Annotated in this window: 14 protein-coding genes and 1 tRNA gene; 12 read left to right on the plus strand and 3 right to left on the minus strand. The window is 64.1% G+C overall.

The window, feature by feature from the left end:
- Window positions 1-35: 35 nt before the first annotated feature.
- From BG57_RS23250 to dprA, 3 genes are all read right to left on the minus strand, one after another.
- A complete protein-coding gene (locus tag BG57_RS23250; RefSeq protein ID WP_035968559.1) occupies window positions 36-2,693 on the minus strand; it encodes a DNA topoisomerase III in 2,658 nt (885 codons plus the stop codon).
- 159 nt (window positions 2,694-2,852) lie between these two features.
- A complete protein-coding gene (locus BG57_RS23255) occupies window positions 2,853-3,230 on the minus strand; it encodes a thioredoxin family protein (protein WP_035968560.1) in 378 nt (125 codons plus the stop codon).
- A gap of 71 nt (window positions 3,231-3,301) precedes the next feature.
- Window positions 3,302-4,531, minus strand: a complete 1,230-nt coding sequence (gene dprA, locus BG57_RS23260) for a DNA-processing protein DprA (protein ID WP_081850967.1) — start codon at window positions 4,529-4,531, stop codon at window positions 3,302-3,304.
- 200 nt (window positions 4,532-4,731) lie between these two features.
- Between dprA and def the strand changes: the two genes are divergently transcribed.
- The 12 genes from def to queD all read left to right on the plus strand — a co-directional run bounded on the left by def (window position 4,732) and on the right by queD (window position 15,712).
- A complete protein-coding gene (gene def, locus BG57_RS23265) occupies window positions 4,732-5,235 on the plus strand; it encodes a peptide deformylase (RefSeq protein WP_035968561.1) in 504 nt (167 codons plus the stop codon).
- 52 nt (window positions 5,236-5,287) lie between these two features.
- Window positions 5,288-6,280 (plus strand): methionyl-tRNA formyltransferase, encoded by a 993-nt coding sequence (gene fmt / locus BG57_RS23270; RefSeq protein WP_035968562.1) that lies wholly within the window; start codon window positions 5,288-5,290, stop codon window positions 6,278-6,280.
- A gap of 34 nt (window positions 6,281-6,314) precedes the next feature.
- Window positions 6,315-6,962 carry a LysE family translocator gene (locus tag BG57_RS23275; RefSeq protein WP_035968564.1) on the plus strand — a complete coding sequence of 216 codons (648 nt, stop codon included), beginning with the start codon at window positions 6,315-6,317 and terminating at the stop codon, window positions 6,960-6,962.
- 115 nt (window positions 6,963-7,077) lie between these two features.
- The gene (htpX, locus tag BG57_RS23280) at window positions 7,078-7,932 is read left to right on the plus strand and encodes a zinc metalloprotease HtpX (protein WP_035968567.1); all 855 of its coding nucleotides are present in this window, start codon (window positions 7,078-7,080) and stop codon (window positions 7,930-7,932) included.
- Between the two features lie 156 nt (window positions 7,933-8,088).
- Window positions 8,089-9,561 (plus strand): 16S rRNA (cytosine(967)-C(5))-methyltransferase RsmB, encoded by a 1,473-nt coding sequence (gene rsmB / locus BG57_RS23285; RefSeq protein WP_035968568.1) that lies wholly within the window; start codon window positions 8,089-8,091, stop codon window positions 9,559-9,561.
- On the plus strand, window positions 9,558-10,154 hold the full coding sequence (locus BG57_RS23290) for a DUF4390 domain-containing protein (protein ID WP_035968571.1): 597 nt from the start codon (window positions 9,558-9,560) through the stop codon (window positions 10,152-10,154). The genes rsmB and BG57_RS23290 overlap by 4 nt, the downstream gene beginning before the upstream one ends.
- Before the next feature lie 22 nt (window positions 10,155-10,176).
- Window positions 10,177-12,603 (plus strand): sensor histidine kinase, encoded by a 2,427-nt coding sequence (locus tag BG57_RS23295; protein WP_035968573.1) that lies wholly within the window; start codon window positions 10,177-10,179, stop codon window positions 12,601-12,603.
- On the plus strand, window positions 12,604-13,320 hold the full coding sequence (gene esaR / locus BG57_RS23300) for a response regulator transcription factor EsaR (RefSeq protein ID WP_035968575.1): 717 nt from the start codon (window positions 12,604-12,606) through the stop codon (window positions 13,318-13,320). It begins immediately after the preceding gene.
- A gap of 96 nt (window positions 13,321-13,416) precedes the next feature.
- A tRNA-Phe gene (locus BG57_RS23305) sits at window positions 13,417-13,492 on the plus strand.
- Between the two features lie 382 nt (window positions 13,493-13,874).
- Complete coding sequence (gene queC / locus BG57_RS23310) at window positions 13,875-14,609, plus strand: 7-cyano-7-deazaguanine synthase QueC (RefSeq protein ID WP_035968577.1); 735 nt, start codon at window positions 13,875-13,877, stop codon at window positions 14,607-14,609.
- 6 nt (window positions 14,610-14,615) lie between these two features.
- Window positions 14,616-15,248: a 7-carboxy-7-deazaguanine synthase gene (queE, locus tag BG57_RS23315; protein WP_035968578.1), complete on the plus strand. Its 633-nt coding sequence runs from the start codon at window positions 14,616-14,618 to the stop codon at window positions 15,246-15,248.
- Window positions 15,249-15,265: 17 nt separating this feature from the next.
- Window positions 15,266-15,712 (plus strand): 6-carboxytetrahydropterin synthase QueD, encoded by a 447-nt coding sequence (gene queD, locus BG57_RS23320; RefSeq protein ID WP_035968579.1) that lies wholly within the window; start codon window positions 15,266-15,268, stop codon window positions 15,710-15,712.
- Window positions 15,713-15,847 lie beyond the last annotated feature (135 nt).

A 15,847-nucleotide genomic window follows, 5' to 3' on the forward strand; every position in this document is an offset into this window, starting at 1 on the left:
GCTTCCTCATGTCGGCGTTAGTGCGCCGGAGCGAGTTATCCCGCCTTTCGCGCCGCAGTCTTCTTGACGGCGGCCTTCTTCGCTGGCGCTTTCTTCGCCGCGACGGTCTTCGTCGCGGCTTTGGCGCGCGTCGTTTTCGCGGCTACGGCGACGTCGCTATCGCCTTCGTCGGCGTTATCGGTCTGCGGCTCGGCAGCGGCGCCGCGCTTGGCCGCCGTTTTCGCGCCCGGCTTGGCTTCCTTCTTTTCGAATTCGAAGCCGATCTTGCCGTCCGGCTGTTTGACGAGGAACGCCTTGAAGTTGCGCCCGGTCCGTGACGACTTGAAGTTCGTCAGCAAGTCCGTGCGGCCGCCGTTCAGCAGCTTTTCCATCTGCTCGCGCCCGATTTCCTGTTGCAGGATGACCTTGCCCGAGCGGAAATCGCACGTCTTCGGATTCGCGACGGAGTTCTCGCAGACATAGCTCATGCCGTGCTCGAACACCCGCGACTGACATTTCGGACACGCGCCGACCGGCGTCTGCTCCGAGAAGTCGGGCGGTTCACCATCTTCGCCGCCGGTGTCCTGGCCGAAGTCGAATTCGAGCTTGAAGTTCTTGATTTCGTCGTCGAAGGAGAGCTTCAGGATGGCCGAGAACGGACGCCCCATCTTGCTGCGGAAGCCTGACAGCGGCCCAATGGTTTTTTCGCGCAGCAGTTCTTCCACTTCCGGAATTTCGAACTGACGTCCGCCCGGAATCTTCGAGATCGAGAACTCGCACTTCGTACACGCGAACCGGCGATAGTTCTCCTTCACCTGCGCGCCGCAATTCGGGCACGGCGTTTCGAGCGTCGCGTAATCGCCGGGGATAGTGTCCGAGTCATACTCTTTCGCGCGCTTCACGATGGTCTGCGTCATGCGGGCGATTTCCTGCATGAACGCATCGCGATGCAGGTTGCCGCGCTCCATCTGCGACAGCTTGTGTTCCCACTGGCCGGTCAGTTCCGGCGCGGTCAGTTCCTCGACGCCCAGGCCGCGCAGCAGCGTCATCAACTGGAACGCCTTGGCCGTCGGGATCAGTTCGCGGCCCTCGCGGACCATGTATTTCTCGCCGAGCAACCCTTCGATGATCGCGGCGCGTGTCGCCGGCGTGCCGAGACCCTTCGCGGCCATCGCGTCGCGCAGTTCTTCGTCTTCGACGAGCTTGCCCGCACCTTCCATCGCCGACAGCAGCGACGCTTCGTTGTAGCGCGCGGGCGGCTTGGTCACGAGCGCCTGCGCGGCGACCTTGTCGACGTCGACCTTTTCGCCCTTCTGTACCGGCACGAGGTTGCCGTCTTCGCCCGCAGCCTCGCGGCCATAGACCTGGAGCCAGCCCGGTTCGACCAGCACCTTGCCTTCGGTCTTGAAGTGATGCCCCGCGACTTCGGTGATGCGTGTCGTCACCAGATATTCCGCAGCCGGGAAGAACACCGACAGGAAGCGCTTGACGACGAGGTCATACAGCTTCTGCTCCGGCTCCGACAGCGCCTTCGGCGCCTGCAGCGTCGGGATGATGGCGAAGTGATCGCTGATCTTCGAATTGTCGAAGATGCGCTTGTTCGGCTTGACCCAGCCCTTGTCGAGCACCTGCTTGGCAAACGGCAGGTAGTTGTTGCTCTCCTTCAGCATGGTCAGCGTGTCCTTGACCGTGCCGAGATAGTCTTCCGGCAGCGCACGGGCATCGGTACGCGGGTAGGTCAGGACCTTGTGCTTTTCGTACAGAGCCTGCGCCAGGCCGAGCGTGTTCTTCGCCGAGAAGCCAAAGCGGCTGTTCGCTTCGCGCTGCAGGCTCGTCAGGTCGAAGAGCAGCGGCGACAGTTGCGTGGACGGCTTCGATTCCTCGGTGACGGTGCCGGACTTGCCGCGGCACGCCGCCACCACCGATTCCGCCGCCGCGAGACTCCAGAGGCGCGAGTCGCGCTGCTCCGGATCGTTCTCGACGCGCTTGAATTTCGGGTCGTACCAGCGGCCCTCGTAGATGCCCTTCGCGGCCACGAACTCGGCGCGCACTTCCCAATAGTCGCGCGGCACGAAGCGGCGAATCTTTTCTTCGCGTTCGACGACGATCGACAACGTTGGTGTCTGAACGCGGCCAACGGTCGTCAGGAAGAAACCGCCGCCCTTGCTGTTGAACGCGGTCATCGCGCGCGTGCCGTTGATGCCGACGAGCCAGTCCGCTTCCGAGCGGCAGCGGGCGGCGTCGGCGAGCGGCTGCATGTCGGCGTCGCTGCGCAGATGCGCGAAGCCTTCGCGGATGGCGGCGGGCGTCATCGACTGGAGCCAGAGCCGCTGAACGGGCTGCTTCGCCTTCGCGTGCTGTGCGATCAGGCGGAAAATCAGCTCGCCCTCACGCCCCGCGTCGCATGCGTTGATGAGCCGGTCGATGTCCTTGCGTTTCAGCAGCTTCGTCAGGACCTTCAGCCGCGATTCGCTTTTCGCAATCGGGTTCAGGTCGAAATGCGGCGGAATGACGGGCAGGTTCGCGAAGCTCCATTTACCGCGCTTGACGTCGTATTCCTCGGGCGCGGCGATTTCGAGCAGGTGGCCGACCGCGGACGAGAGAACGTACTCGTCGCTCTCGTAGTACTCGTCATGCTTCGTGAAGCCGCCCAGCGCGCGCGCGATGTCGTTCGCGACGGAGGGCTTCTCAGCGATGATCAGGGCTTTGGACATGACTCAATATGGTTGTGGTCTGGCAGCGGCCCCGTTTGGACCGCATAACGACCGCTTTATAGCACAGGCTTTGCGCGATGCGCGCCGCGGCTGCGATTAGGACGCGCGGCGAACCGGCGGTTTCCGACCGTTTCGACGCCCGTAATGCCCCAGTTTTGTCTACGCCGTAGCAAGCGCCGGGCGCAGCTTCGGTGCGCCTGCCATGTTGGGCAGCGCGGTCAGGTCGGTGAGCATCCGCTCGACGATCGACACCTGCGGCAGCACCGTGCCAAAGAAGCGCGTCGTGATCGAATCTTCGATCAGGATGGTCGGGAAATTCTCGACATCGAGGTCGTCGAAACGGTCCGCATGATTCTCGATATCGATCCACGCGAAGCAGATGTCCGGATGCGCGGCGGCGAGCCTGTCGAATCCTTCGCGATACTCCCGGCACGTTCCGCACCACTCCGCGCACAGGCATGCCACGAACAGCGTGCCGGGCTCGGCGACGCGCTCGGCGATCTGATCGGCATCGGTGTCGAGATTGAGCGCGGACATGGCGTTTGCGAAATCCTTCTTGGGGCAGGGCGTGACGGGCTAATTTCCCGCGAATGTAGCACGAGGCGACTTCACGAGCGTTCGAGCGCGGCGTAGCGGCCGCCAGGCAGCGCGGTCGCGACGCCCGCCAGTTCGAGCTGCAGCAGCGCCGCCTGAATCGCGGCCCCGTGCAGATCGGTCCGCGCAGCGAGAATTTCAAGCGTCGCGGGCGCGTGACCGAGCGCGGCGAGCACGCGTTCGGCGTCGGCGGACGGTTGAGCCTCGGGCAGCCGCGCCGACGCCCACGACGCGCTGGCCGGCCCGGGCTGCGTGCCCCCCGTGCGATTGCTTCCGCGTCTGCGCGCTGTCGGGAAGCCGAATTCTTCGAGCACGTCTTCGGGTATCTCGACGAGCTTCGCCCCTTGCTTGATGAGGCGATGGCATCCCTGCGACAGCGGCGCGTGAATCGACCCCGGAATCGCAAAAACGTCCCGCCCCATTTCGTTGGCCAGCCGCGCGGTGATCAGCGATCCCGAGCGCATCGCCGCTTCCACGATCAGCACGCCGCCCGACAACCCCGCGATCAGCCGGTTGCGCTGCGGAAAGTTCGCCGACCGCGCGGGCGTGCCGAGCGGCCATTCCGACACGATCGCGCCGTCGCGGGCGATCTCATGCGCGAGCGTATGGTTCTGCGCCGGATAGACGAGATCCGCGCCCGTCCCGATGACGGCGATCGTTCCCCCGCGACCGTCGAGCGCCCCGCGATGCGCGGCGGCGTCGATGCCAAGCGCCATCCCCGAAACGACCGCCAGCCCCGCGTCCGACAGCGACCGCGCAAAGCGGCGCGCGTCCTCCGCGCCTTGCGGCGAAGCGTGCCGGCTGCCGACGATCGCCACGGCGCGCGCCTGGAGCACGTCGAGCCGGCCTATCGCGTAGAGCAGCGGCGGCGGATCGGGCATCGTCAGCAGGGCTTGCGGATAGTCCGTGTCGGCGAGCGTGAGTATCCGGTTGCCGGGCTCGGACGCCCATTCGCGCACCCGTTCAATATAGTCATCGAAAGAGACGCCTTCGATATCGCCGGGCGGCGCGACGACGGCTTTCGCCGCGTTTTCGTCAGCGACCTGTGCGATCGAGGCGAAACTTTCCGACAGCACTTCCAGCGGTCCGCCGAACGCGCCGAGCAGCGTGCGCAACGCCAGCGGACGCAGGCCCCTCGCATGCGCGAGGCGCAACCACGCGCGCAGTTCTTCGCCATCGGCATCGGACGGCGGCGCGGCGGTTTCGGGAGTTGCGGTATCGGTCGGCAGGGTGGCGGTCGTCATGTTAAGATTTTTGATCCCGTACATATTAAGAATCGTCGCCCGGCCGCGCTTGCAGTCCGTAGCGACGCTGTCTGGCCGCTTGCCGGCGGCGTTGAATCCCGTGGATTCACCCGCATATCTTCGGCATGCCGCCACCCATCCGCAACCTGGCCGAATGGCCGACTTCACACGCGTCGCGGCGCGCGTAGACAATCCGAATCATGGCTCTGCTCAACATACTCAACTACCCGGACAAGCGGCTGAACAAGGTGGCGAAGCCTGTCGCCGTGGTGGACGACCGCATTCGAAAGCTCGTCGCGGACATGGCCGAGACCATGTATGCCGCGCCCGGCGTCGGCCTCGCGGCGACGCAAGTGGACGTGCACGAGCGCGTGATCGTCATCGACGTGTCGGACACGCACGACCAGCTGATGGTGTTCATCAACCCGGAAATCGTCTGGGCGAGTGAAGTCAAGAAAGAGTGGGAAGAGGGCTGCCTGTCGGTCCCGGGCATCTACGATTTCGTCGAGCGTCCCGACAAGGTTCGCGTCAAGGCGCTGAACGAAAAGGGCGAGACCTTCGAACTGGATTGCGATGATCTGCTCGCGGTCTGCATCCAGCACGAGATGGATCATCTGGCGGGGCACGTGTTCGTCGAATATCTGTCGTCGCTCAAGCAGACGCGCATTCGCGGCAAGATGAAGAAGCTGGAAAAGGCGCTCTGAGGCGCACCGGAATCACGTTTTTTGCAGGCACGCCTGAAGGTAGCTTTCATCGATGACTCAATCGCTGCGCGTCGTTTTCGCCGGCACGCCTGAATTCGCCGCCGCCGCGCTCGCCGCCATTCATGCGGCCGGCTTTCAGGTTCCGCTCGTCCTGACCCAGCCGGACCGGCCCGCCGGACGCGGCATGAAGCTGACCGCGAGCCCGGTCAAACGCTTCGCGCTCGAACACGGATTGGCCGTTGCGCAGCCGACATCGCTGCGGCGCGCGGGCAAGTATCCGCAGGAAGCGGCCGACGCCATCGACCTGCTTCGCGCCACGCCGCACGATGTCATGGTCGTGGCCGCTTACGGGCTGATTCTTCCGCAGGAAGTGCTCGACATTCCGCCGCGCGGCGCGATCAACATTCACGCATCGTTGCTGCCGCGCTGGCGCGGAGCCGCGCCGATTCACCGCGCAATCGAAGCTGGCGACACCGAAACCGGCATAACGCTGATGCAGATGGACGCCGGCCTCGACACCGGCGCGATGATCCGCGAAGCGCGCACCAACATCGATCCCGACGACACCACCGCCACGCTGCACGACAGGCTCGCGGAAATGGGCGCGAATCTGATCGTCGCGGCATTGCGCGACCTCGAACGCGACGGCTCGCTTCCGTCGATACCCCAGCCCGACGACGGCACGACGTATGCCGAAAAGATCGCCAAGCACGAAGCGGCGCTCGACTGGCGACGGCCAGCGGAGGCGCTCGTCCGGCAAGTGCGGGCCTTCGATCCGTTCCCGGGTGCGGTCGGAACGCTCGGCGATGCCGCCATCAAGATCTGGGCGGCCCAGCCGTTGAGCGGCGTGACGGGCGAGCCGGGCGTGATCGTGGACGTATCGCCGGAAGGGGTCGTCGTCGCGTGCGGCGACGGCGCGCTCAGGCTCACGCAGTTGCAGAAGCCGGGCGGCAAGCGTCTGCCGGTGCGCGAATTCCTCGCCGGCGCGCCTTTGTCGAAAGGACAGCGGTTCACCGTTCACGGCGACAAGCGCGGCTTAGAATAAAGAGATCGGTCACAAGCCCGTCTGGAGGCTTCTCATGCTTGGCATCACCGGTTTCGCCTTCTTTCTCGTCGCCGTCTTCCTGCTCAACGTCACGCCGGGACCAGATACCGCTTACATCGTCGGGCGCAGTGTCGCGCAAGGCCGGGGCGCGGGCATCGTCTCCGCGCTCGGCATCTCGGCGGGCTGCATCGTGCATACGCTCGCTTGCGCGTTCGGGCTGACGGCGATTCTCGCGGCATCCGCGACGGCGTTCACCGTCGTCAAGATCGCGGGCGCGATTTACCTGATCTATCTGGGCGTGCGGCTCATCTTCGCGAAGCACGAGGACACGAGCGACGCCTCGAATGCCCAGGCAAGCGCGAAGTCCGCGCCCAAGTCGCTTCGGCAACTCTTCACGCAGGGCTTCGTCACCAACGTGCTGAATCCGAAGGTGGTGCTGTTCTTCGTCTCCTTCTTCCCGCAGTTCGTCGCCGCCGACAGCCAGCACAAGACGCTCGCGTTTCTCACGCTCGGCCTCGTGTTCATCGCGATGAGCACGGTCTGGAACAGCTTCGTCGCGTGGATCGCGGGCAGCGTCACCGAGCGGTTCTCCGGTAAGCCGGGCGTCAAGCGGTGGCTGGATCGCGGCGTCGGCGGTGCGTTCGTCGGCCTCGGCATCAAGCTGGCGACATCGCACAGATAGTTGAATTATTCGTGCATGACCCTATCTAACATTTTGCTTACAATGGCTAGCCCGGTCGACTAACCGGGCCCACCGCGCAAATTGCGCATCGTATTAGGGAGAAGGAGCTCCGCATATGTTCAACTGGGTCAAAACCGCGATGCTGATGGCAGCGATCACGGCCCTTTTCGTCGTGATCGGCGGCATGATCGGCGGATCGAAGGGCATGATGATCGCGCTGCTGATCGCGCTCGGCATGAATTTTTTCTCGTACTGGTTCTCGGACAAGATGGTTCTGCGCATGTACAACGCGCAGGAAGTCGACGAAACCACTGCGCCGCAGTTTTATCGCATGGTGCGCGAGCTCGCCACGCGCGCTCAATTGCCGATGCCACGCGTCTATCTGATCAACGAAGACGCGCCGAACGCGTTCGCCACGGGGCGTAATCCCGAGCACGCGGCGGTGGCGGCGACCACCGGCATTCTGCGCGTGCTGTCCGAGCGCGAACTGCGCGGCGTGATGGCGCACGAACTGGCGCACGTGAAGCATCGCGACATTCTCATCTCGACGATCTCGGCGACGATGGCCGGCGCAATCTCCGCGCTTGCCAACTTCGCGATGTTCTTCGGCGGACGCGATGAAGAAGGCCGTCCTTCGAACCCGATCGCGAGCATCGCGGTGGCGATTCTCGCGCCGATCGCCGGTGCGTTGATCCAGATGGCGATTTCCCGCGCCCGCGAATTCGAAGCGGACCGCGGCGGCGCGCAGATTTCGGGCGATCCGCAGGCGCTCGCGAGCGCGCTGGAAAAGATCCACGCGTATGCGTCGGGGGTGCCGTTCCCGGCAGCCGAAGCGCACCCGGCCACGGCGCAGATGATGATCATGAATCCGCTGTCGGGCGGGAGCATCGCGAACTGGTTCTCGACGCACCCGGCGACCGAGGAGCGTGTCGCGCGGTTGATGGAGATGGCGCGCACCGGCCGGATGTAATCCACCGAGCGGCGGTTCGAAAGGCCGTCCCGAGTGATCGGGGCGGCTTTTTTTGTCTGGCGTCCATCCGTGATGCCCGTCCCCGTTGCCCGCACGACCGGAGCCCGTTTCCTCGCACGTTACAATCCTCGTTTGCGCAAGCCTAACCCACCCTACATGACCGACAAGCCTTCCCGGCGGCACGACGCCGCGCCTCAGCCGCCGCGCGGGCCGTCCCGCATGAGTGCGCCGCATCTTGCGCCCGATTCGCTCGCGTTCGCGCTCGATTGCGCGGCGCAGGCCGTCGGCGCGGTGCGCGCGGGGTCGGCTCTGCCCGCCGCGATTCAGACGGTCGTCGCGTCGGGCAAGCATCCGGGGGCGCGCGGCGCGATTCAGGACATCGCGTATCGCACGATGCGCCGCCTGGCGCTGGCCGATGCGCTGCTGCACAAGCTCGTCCGCAAAGCCCCGCCGCCGCACGTCGGCAACGTTCTGACGTGCGCCTTCGCGCTGCTCACCGACGACCAGGCGCACGCCGCGTACGCGCCGTTCACCGTCGTCGATCAGGCCGTGAGCGCAATCGCCGCGCGTCGCGAATTCGCGTTCGCCAAGGGACTCGTGAACGCGGTGCTGCGCAACTTTCTGCGCGAACGCGACGCGCTCATCGACGAGGCGATCAAGAGCCCCGTCGCGCGGTGGAACTATCCGCAATGGTGGATCGACGCTGTCCGGCGCGCCCAGCCGCAAGCGTGGGAGCACATTCTGGAAGCGGGCAACGCGCAAGGCCCGCTCACGCTGCGCGTGAACGCGCGGCACGCGACTGTCGATGCTTACCTCGATCGCCTGAAGTCCGAGCACATCGACGCGCAAGCGGCCGGCCTGCACGCGGTGCGCCTGAAAACGCCGATGCCCGTCGATCGCATTCCCGGCTTCGCGCAAGGCGAAGTGTCCGTGCAGGACGCGGGCGCGCAACTCGCGGCCCAATGGCTCGACGCCCGTGACGGCATGCGCGTGCTCGACGCGTGCGCCGCGCCCGGCGGCAAGACCGGACACATCCTCGAACTCGCGCAAGTCGATCTCGTCGCGCTCGAAAGCGACGCCGACCGCGCAAGCCGCATCGGACAGAATCTCGAGCGCCTGAAACTCTCGGCCGATGTTCGCGTCGGCGATGCCGGCGACCCTTCGCCCTGGTTCGACGGCGCGCCCTTCGATCGCATTCTCGCGGACGTGCCGTGCTCGGCGTCGGGCATCGTGCGGCGTCATCCGGACATTCGCTGGCTGCGCAGGGCATCGGATATTCCCGCGCTCGTCGACGAACAAAGACGAATTCTTTCGGCGCTGTGGCCGCTCGTCGCGAAGAGCGGCGAACTGCTTTACGTGACGTGCTCGATCTTTCCAGAGGAGGGCGAAGAGCAGGCCCGCTGGTTTGAAGCGACCCATGAAGATGCGGTACGATTGGACGCGCCGGGGCAACTGCTGCCGACGGCGGCGCGCGCGAGCGCGAGTGCGGTGCAAGCGTCACCGGACGAAACATCCATCGAACGCCACGGTCCGGGCGATGCAGAGGGCGGAAGCACGCCATCGAACCGGAACGCGGACGTCATCGCGGACCACGACGGATTCTTCTACGCGCGCTTTCAGAAACGGTGACGATAAAACGCATTCTTCCGCTTCGGCTCGCGGCCGTCATCTGGACTGCGCTGGCGCTCTGGCTGAGCTTCGCCGCAGTGCAACCCGCGCTCGCCGAAACGATCTCCGTGCAGCGCGCGTCGTTGCAGGCGGACAATACCGGCTGGAGTCTCGATGCGCATTTCGACTTCGATCTCAACAGCAGTCTTGAAGAAGCCGTGAATCGCAGCGTGCCGCTCTACTTCACCATCGACTTCGCGCTGTCGCGGCCGCGCTGGTACTGGTTCGACGAAGAGCCGGTCAACGTGTCGCAAAGCATCCGCCTGTCGTATCAACCGCTGACAAACGAATACCGCGTGTCGACGGGCGGCCTGCAGTTGCGCTTTGCATCGCTGAACGAAGCGTTGGCGGTCATCAAGCATGTCACGTCGTGGCATGTGATCGACCGCAATCAGGTGCATATCGGAGAAACGTATAACGCATCGGTGCGAATGCAGCTCGACATCGCGCTGATGCCCAAGCCGTTCCAGATCGACGCGGTCAATAACCGCGACTGGAACCTTTCCTCGGACTGGAAGCGATTCACTTTTACGGCGGCGGAACGTGCGAAATAGATTTCGACGCGGCCGCACGGACATGAAGAGTCTTGTCGTTCGGCTGCTAGTTTCGACAGTTGCGCTCACGGCGGTTCTGCTGCTCGTGATGCTCGCGCTCGCGAGCGCGAATACGGAGTTCTTTGACCGCTATTACGGCTGGCTATATGCCGCGAACGTGGTGGTCGCCTGCGTGTTCATGCTGATCGTCATCGGCCTCACGCTGATCATCGTGTCGCGCGTGAGGCAGGGGCGCTTCGGCACGCGGCTGCTCGCCAAACTCGCGCTCATCTTTGCGCTCGTCGGCGTGCTGCCGGGCGCGATCATCTACGTCGTGTCGTATCAGTTCGTGTCGCGAAGCATCGAATCCTGGTTCGATGTGAACGTCGAGACCGCGCTCACGTCCGGCCTGACGCTCGGGCGCGGGATGCTCGAAACTTCGCTCGCCGATTTCAAGAACCGCGGCCGTCAGATGAGCGATCAACTGGCGAGCGCCGATCCGTCGAGCCTCACGCTCTCGCTTCTGCGTCTGCGCGATCAATACGGCGTGCAGGATGCCGTCGTGTTCGAGCGTCCGCGCGATCAATACAACCGCGAGGACCTCAACGCGGGCGGCGGGTCGCTGCGCGTGCCCGGCCTGCGGACCATCGCGCAGGCTTCGGGCAACATCTATGCGCTGCTGCCGACGAACGAACCAAACGGCGCAATGCTGAAGGCGGCGCAGGATCGGCCGTTCGGCGCGATAGAAGGCGAGATAGACGGCGATCCGTCATCGAACGGGCCGAAGGGCGCGCTTCGTCTTCGCGTCATCACGAAGATTCCCGACCCGACGACCACCACGGAATTCCAGCACGTCGATCGCTTCCTGCAGATCGAGCAGCCCGTGAGCCAGGAGCTCGCGCGCAATGCGGATGCGGTGCAGCGCGCGTATCGCGAGTATCAGGAGAAGCGGCTCGGGCGCACCGGCTTGCGGAAGATGTATATCGGCACGCTGACGCTCGCGCTCTTCCTGGCGACGTTCATCGCGATGATGCTTGCGCTCGCGCTCGGCAATCAGCTTGCGCGGCCGTTGTTCCTGCTCGCGCAGGGCACGAAGGAAGTGGCCGAAGGCGATTACACGCCTAAACGCGAGATCAATTCGCGCGACGAGCTGGGCTTTCTCACGCAGTCTTTCAACGCGATGACGCGCCAGCTATCCGAAGCGCGGGCGGCGGTCGAGAACAACCGCATCGCGCTGGAACATTCGAAGGCGTATCTCGAAAGCATTCTCGCGAACCTGACGGCCGGCGTCTTCGTGTTCGACCGGCAATTCCGGCTGACGACGGCCAATCGCGGCGCAGCGCGCATCTTCCGTCAGCCGTTCGGCGCGCTCATCAATCAGCCGCTCGACAGCATCGACGTGCTTGCCGATTTCGGCGCGATGGTGAAGAAAGCGTTCGCCGAGCGCGACGCGGCGGCGGTCGGCAGCGGTCATCCGGCGGGGGATCGCGGGCACTGGCAGCAGCAGGTCGCGGTGACGGTGCCGGGCGAGAACGATCCGCTTACCTTGCTCGTGCGCGGCACGCAATTGCTGGTGAGCACCGAAAGCGATACTGAAGACGCCGAAACGACCGGCTATGTCGTCGTGTTCGACGATATCTCGGACGTCATCTCCGCGCAGCGTTCCGTCGCATGGGGCGAAGTGGCGCGGCGTCTCGCGCACGAGATCAAGAATCCGCTCACGCCCATTCAGCTTTCCGCCGAGCGCCTGCAGATGAAGCTCGCGGACAAGCTCGCGCCGCAGGACGCGGACGTGCTCAAGCGCGCATCGACGACCATCGTCAATCAGGTTCAGGCGATGAAGCGCATGGTCGACGACTTCCGCGAGTACGCCCGCACGCCGCCCGCGGTGCTCGCGACCCTGCAGTTGAACGATCTGGTCGGCGAAGTGCTGACGCTATACGGCATCGAGGAAGGCAAGAGCCCGATCAAGGTCGATCTCGCGAAACTGCCGGTCATACGCGGCGACGCGACGCAGATTCGTCAGGTCATCCATAACCTGCTGCAGAACGCGCAGGACGCCGTCGCCGACGTACCCGAGCCGCGCGTGCTGCTTGAAACGAGGACAGTAGAATATGGCGAACCGGATGCGTCGGGGCATGCGCGCGTTGCGGTTCGGCTCACGGTATCCGATAACGGCGCGGGCTTCCCGGCGCGCATTCTGTCGCGCGCTTTCGAGCCTTACGTAACGACGAAGGCGAAGGGCACGGGTCTGGGACTTGCAACGGTGAAGAAGATCGTCGACGAGCACGGCGCGCGCATCGACATTCGAAACCGGTCCAGGACGGGCGACGTCGTGGAAGGCGCGCAAGTCTCGATTCTGTTCCTTCAACTCGCGGACGAAACCGCCGCCGATGGTGCGACGCCTTCATCCGCGACCGCCGCGAAACACGGAACGACAAAAGCAACAGTGCAGACAAGGGCAGCTTAAATGGCAACCATCCTGGTGGTAGACGATGAAATGGGGATCCGGGAACTGCTCTCCGAGATCCTGAGCGACGAGGGCCACGTGGTGGACGTGGCCGAGAACGCGCAGCACGCGCGCGAGTACCGCCTGCAGCAGACACCCGACCTCGTCCTGCTCGACATCTGGATGCCCGACACCGACGGCGTCACGCTTCTGAAGGAGTGGGCCGCGCAGGGCAAGCTCACGATGCCGGTCATCATGATGTCGGGTCACGCGACCATCGACACGGCGGTCGAGGCGACGAAGATCGGCGCGCTCAACTTTCTGGAAAAGCCCATCGCGCTGCAGAAGCTGCTGAAGGCGGTCGAGCAAGGGCTGGCGCATGGCACGGCCGCGCCGGCCGCCGCCGCTGCGCTGAAGCCGGCGATGAACGCGGGTGTGTCGAACGTGCCGATCGCGGCTGCGTTGCCGAGCGCTTCCGCGCTGAACGCATCGTCCGGCGATGCCGGCGCGGGCGGCGCGGCGCCGGGTCAGGCGGGGCAGACGGCATCGATCTCGTTCGATATCCCGCTGCGCGATGCGCGCGATGCGTTCGAGCGCGCCTACTTCGAATATCACCTTGCGCGCGAGAACGGCAGCATGACGCGCGTCGCGGAAAAGACGGGGCTGGAGCGCACGCATTTGTATCGCAAGCTCAAGCAGTTGGGCGTCGATCTCGGAAAGAACAAGAACGAGGTTTAAGCCGTGCAAGGAAGCCGATTCCAATGAAAGAAACAAAATCTTGGGAAAAGGGCTTGAGCAACACGCGGCGCTTTGCTATAGTTTCACCTCTTCGTTGGCCCGGTAGCTCAGTTGGTAGAGCAGCGGATTGAAAATCCGCGTGTCGATGGTTCGATTCCGTCCCAGGCCACCAGAATGCAAGAGGCCCGAGAGTTCATCGCTCTCGGGCTTTTTCATTTGCGGGTGCGTAAATTTAGCTAGCTGGCCGGTCGCGAGTGCATTGGCATCACGCGTCCGCCGCTCGGCGAACAATGTGCCGCCATGCTAAAATTCGCGCCGAATTAAGGACTTGCCTCGTCCTCGGACCGCAAGTCCTTTTCTTTTCGATGCTCCGAATCGCGCTCGAACGCCGCGCAAACGGGCGGCGAAACTTCCGCCGATCCGCTTATCGGAGTCATAAAGGGCGCGCGCGTTCGACAAAAGCCCGCCGGCCTATACTGGATTCTCACATTGCGGATGCCGGCCGTGCCGCCCGCGCGACGCGCCACGCTCATCTCATACACGGAGTTTTCACGGTGACTCGGATAGACGCGAAGGACAGCGCCCTCGTGCTGTTTTCCGGTGGCCAGGATTCGGCCACGTGCCTCACCTGGGCGCTCGAACGCTATCGGACCGTCGAGACGCTCGGCTTCGATTACGGCCAGCGGCATCGCGTCGAACTGGAGTGCCGCAGCGGATTCCGCGCGGAGGTCGTGAGCAAGTTTCCGCATTGGGCCGGCCGTCTGGGCGAGGATCACATGATCGACTTGTCCGTGCTCGGCGCGATCAGCGATACCGCGATGACTCGCGAAATCGAGATTCAGTCGACTGCGAACGGCTTGCCGAACACCTTCGTGCCGGGGCGCAATCTGCTGTTCATGACGATCGCGGCGGCGGTCGCGTATCGGCGCGGGCTGAAGGTGCTCGTCGGCGGCATGTGCGAGACGGATTTTTCCGGCTATCCCGATTGCCGCGACGACACGATGAAAGCGCTGCAAGTCGCGCTGAACCTCGGCATGGAAACGCGCTATGCGCTCGAAACGCCGCTCATGTGGCTCGATAAAGCCGATACATGGCGTCTCGCGGAAACGCTGGGCGGCGCGACGCTCGTCGAACTGATCCGCGTCGAAACGCATACCTGCTATGTCGGCGAGCGCGCCGAACTGCACGAATGGGGCTACGGCTGCGGCCAGTGCCCGGCATGCAAACTGCGCAAGCGTGGATACGAGGCGTATCGCGCGGGCGAGCAAGTCACCACCGAACCGGTTTAAGCAGTCATGACGTATGCAGTAAAGGAAATCTTCTACACGCTGCAGGGCGAAGGCGCCAATGCCGGACGCCCCGCTGTGTTCTGCCGCTTCGCCGGCTGCAACCTCTGGTCGGGACGCGAGGAAGACCGCGCGGACGCGGTCTGCCGCTTCTGCGATACGGATTTCGTCGGCACCGATGGCGAGAACGGCGGCAAATACCGGACGCCGGCGGAACTCGTCGCGAAGATCGCATCGCTTTGGCCCGAAGGCCAGGCGCACAAGTTCGTCGTCTGCACGGGCGGCGAGCCGATGCTGCAAATCGATCAGCCATTCGTGGACGCGCTGCACGAAGCGGGCTTCGAAATGGCGATCGAAACCAACGGTTCGATGCCGGTGCTCGACAGCATCGACTGGATCTGCGTGAGCCCGAAGGCTGACGCGCCGCTCGTCGTCACGAAGGGCAACGAGTTGAAAGTGGTGGTGCCGCAGGACAACCAGCGCCTTGCCGAGTACGAGAAGCTCGACTTCGAGTATTTCCTCGTGCAACCGATGGACGGCCCGTCCCGCGACATCAACACGAAGCTCGCGGTCGACTGGTGCAAGCGGCATCCGAAATGGCGCCTGTCGATGCAGACGCACAAATATCTGAATATCCCCTGACAGACGATCGAGCCGACGTGCAGACGATTACCCGAAAACTCGAATTCGATGCGGGCCACCGCATCCCCGACCACCGCAGCCAGTGCCGCAACCTGCATGGGCATCGTTACGTGCTCGAGATCACGTTGCAAGGCGACCTCGTCGATGTCGAAGGCGCGCCCGATCGCGGCATGGTGATGGACTTCGCCGACGTGAAGTCGCTGGCGATGCAGCACCTCGTCAACAAGTGGGATCACGCGTTCATCGTCTATGAAGGCGACGCAAAAGTGCGCGAATTCCTGCAGTCGCTGGCAGATCACAAGACCGTTGTCTTCGACCGCATTCCCACCGTCGAAAACATGGCGGCAGTGGCGTTCCGCATTCTTGCCGATGTGTACGACGCGCATTACGGCGTCAATCTCAAGCTCAAGCGCCTGCGCCTCTACGAGACGCCTAATTGCTGGGCCGACGTCGAACGCGAGTAAGCACGCGAACACGGTATGATCGCGCGGTGAGTCGCCCACGCAGGCGACCGCATCCTCCTGCATCCGGCCCACGCCGGTCGACAAGAAATGGAGCGCGAGCATGCCGTCATCCTTCCAGTCGTTCCTCGCATCACG

It is taken from the genome of Caballeronia grimmiae, from assembly GCF_000698555.1.
GTDB classification, from domain to species: Bacteria; Pseudomonadota; Gammaproteobacteria; order Burkholderiales; family Burkholderiaceae; genus Caballeronia; species Caballeronia grimmiae.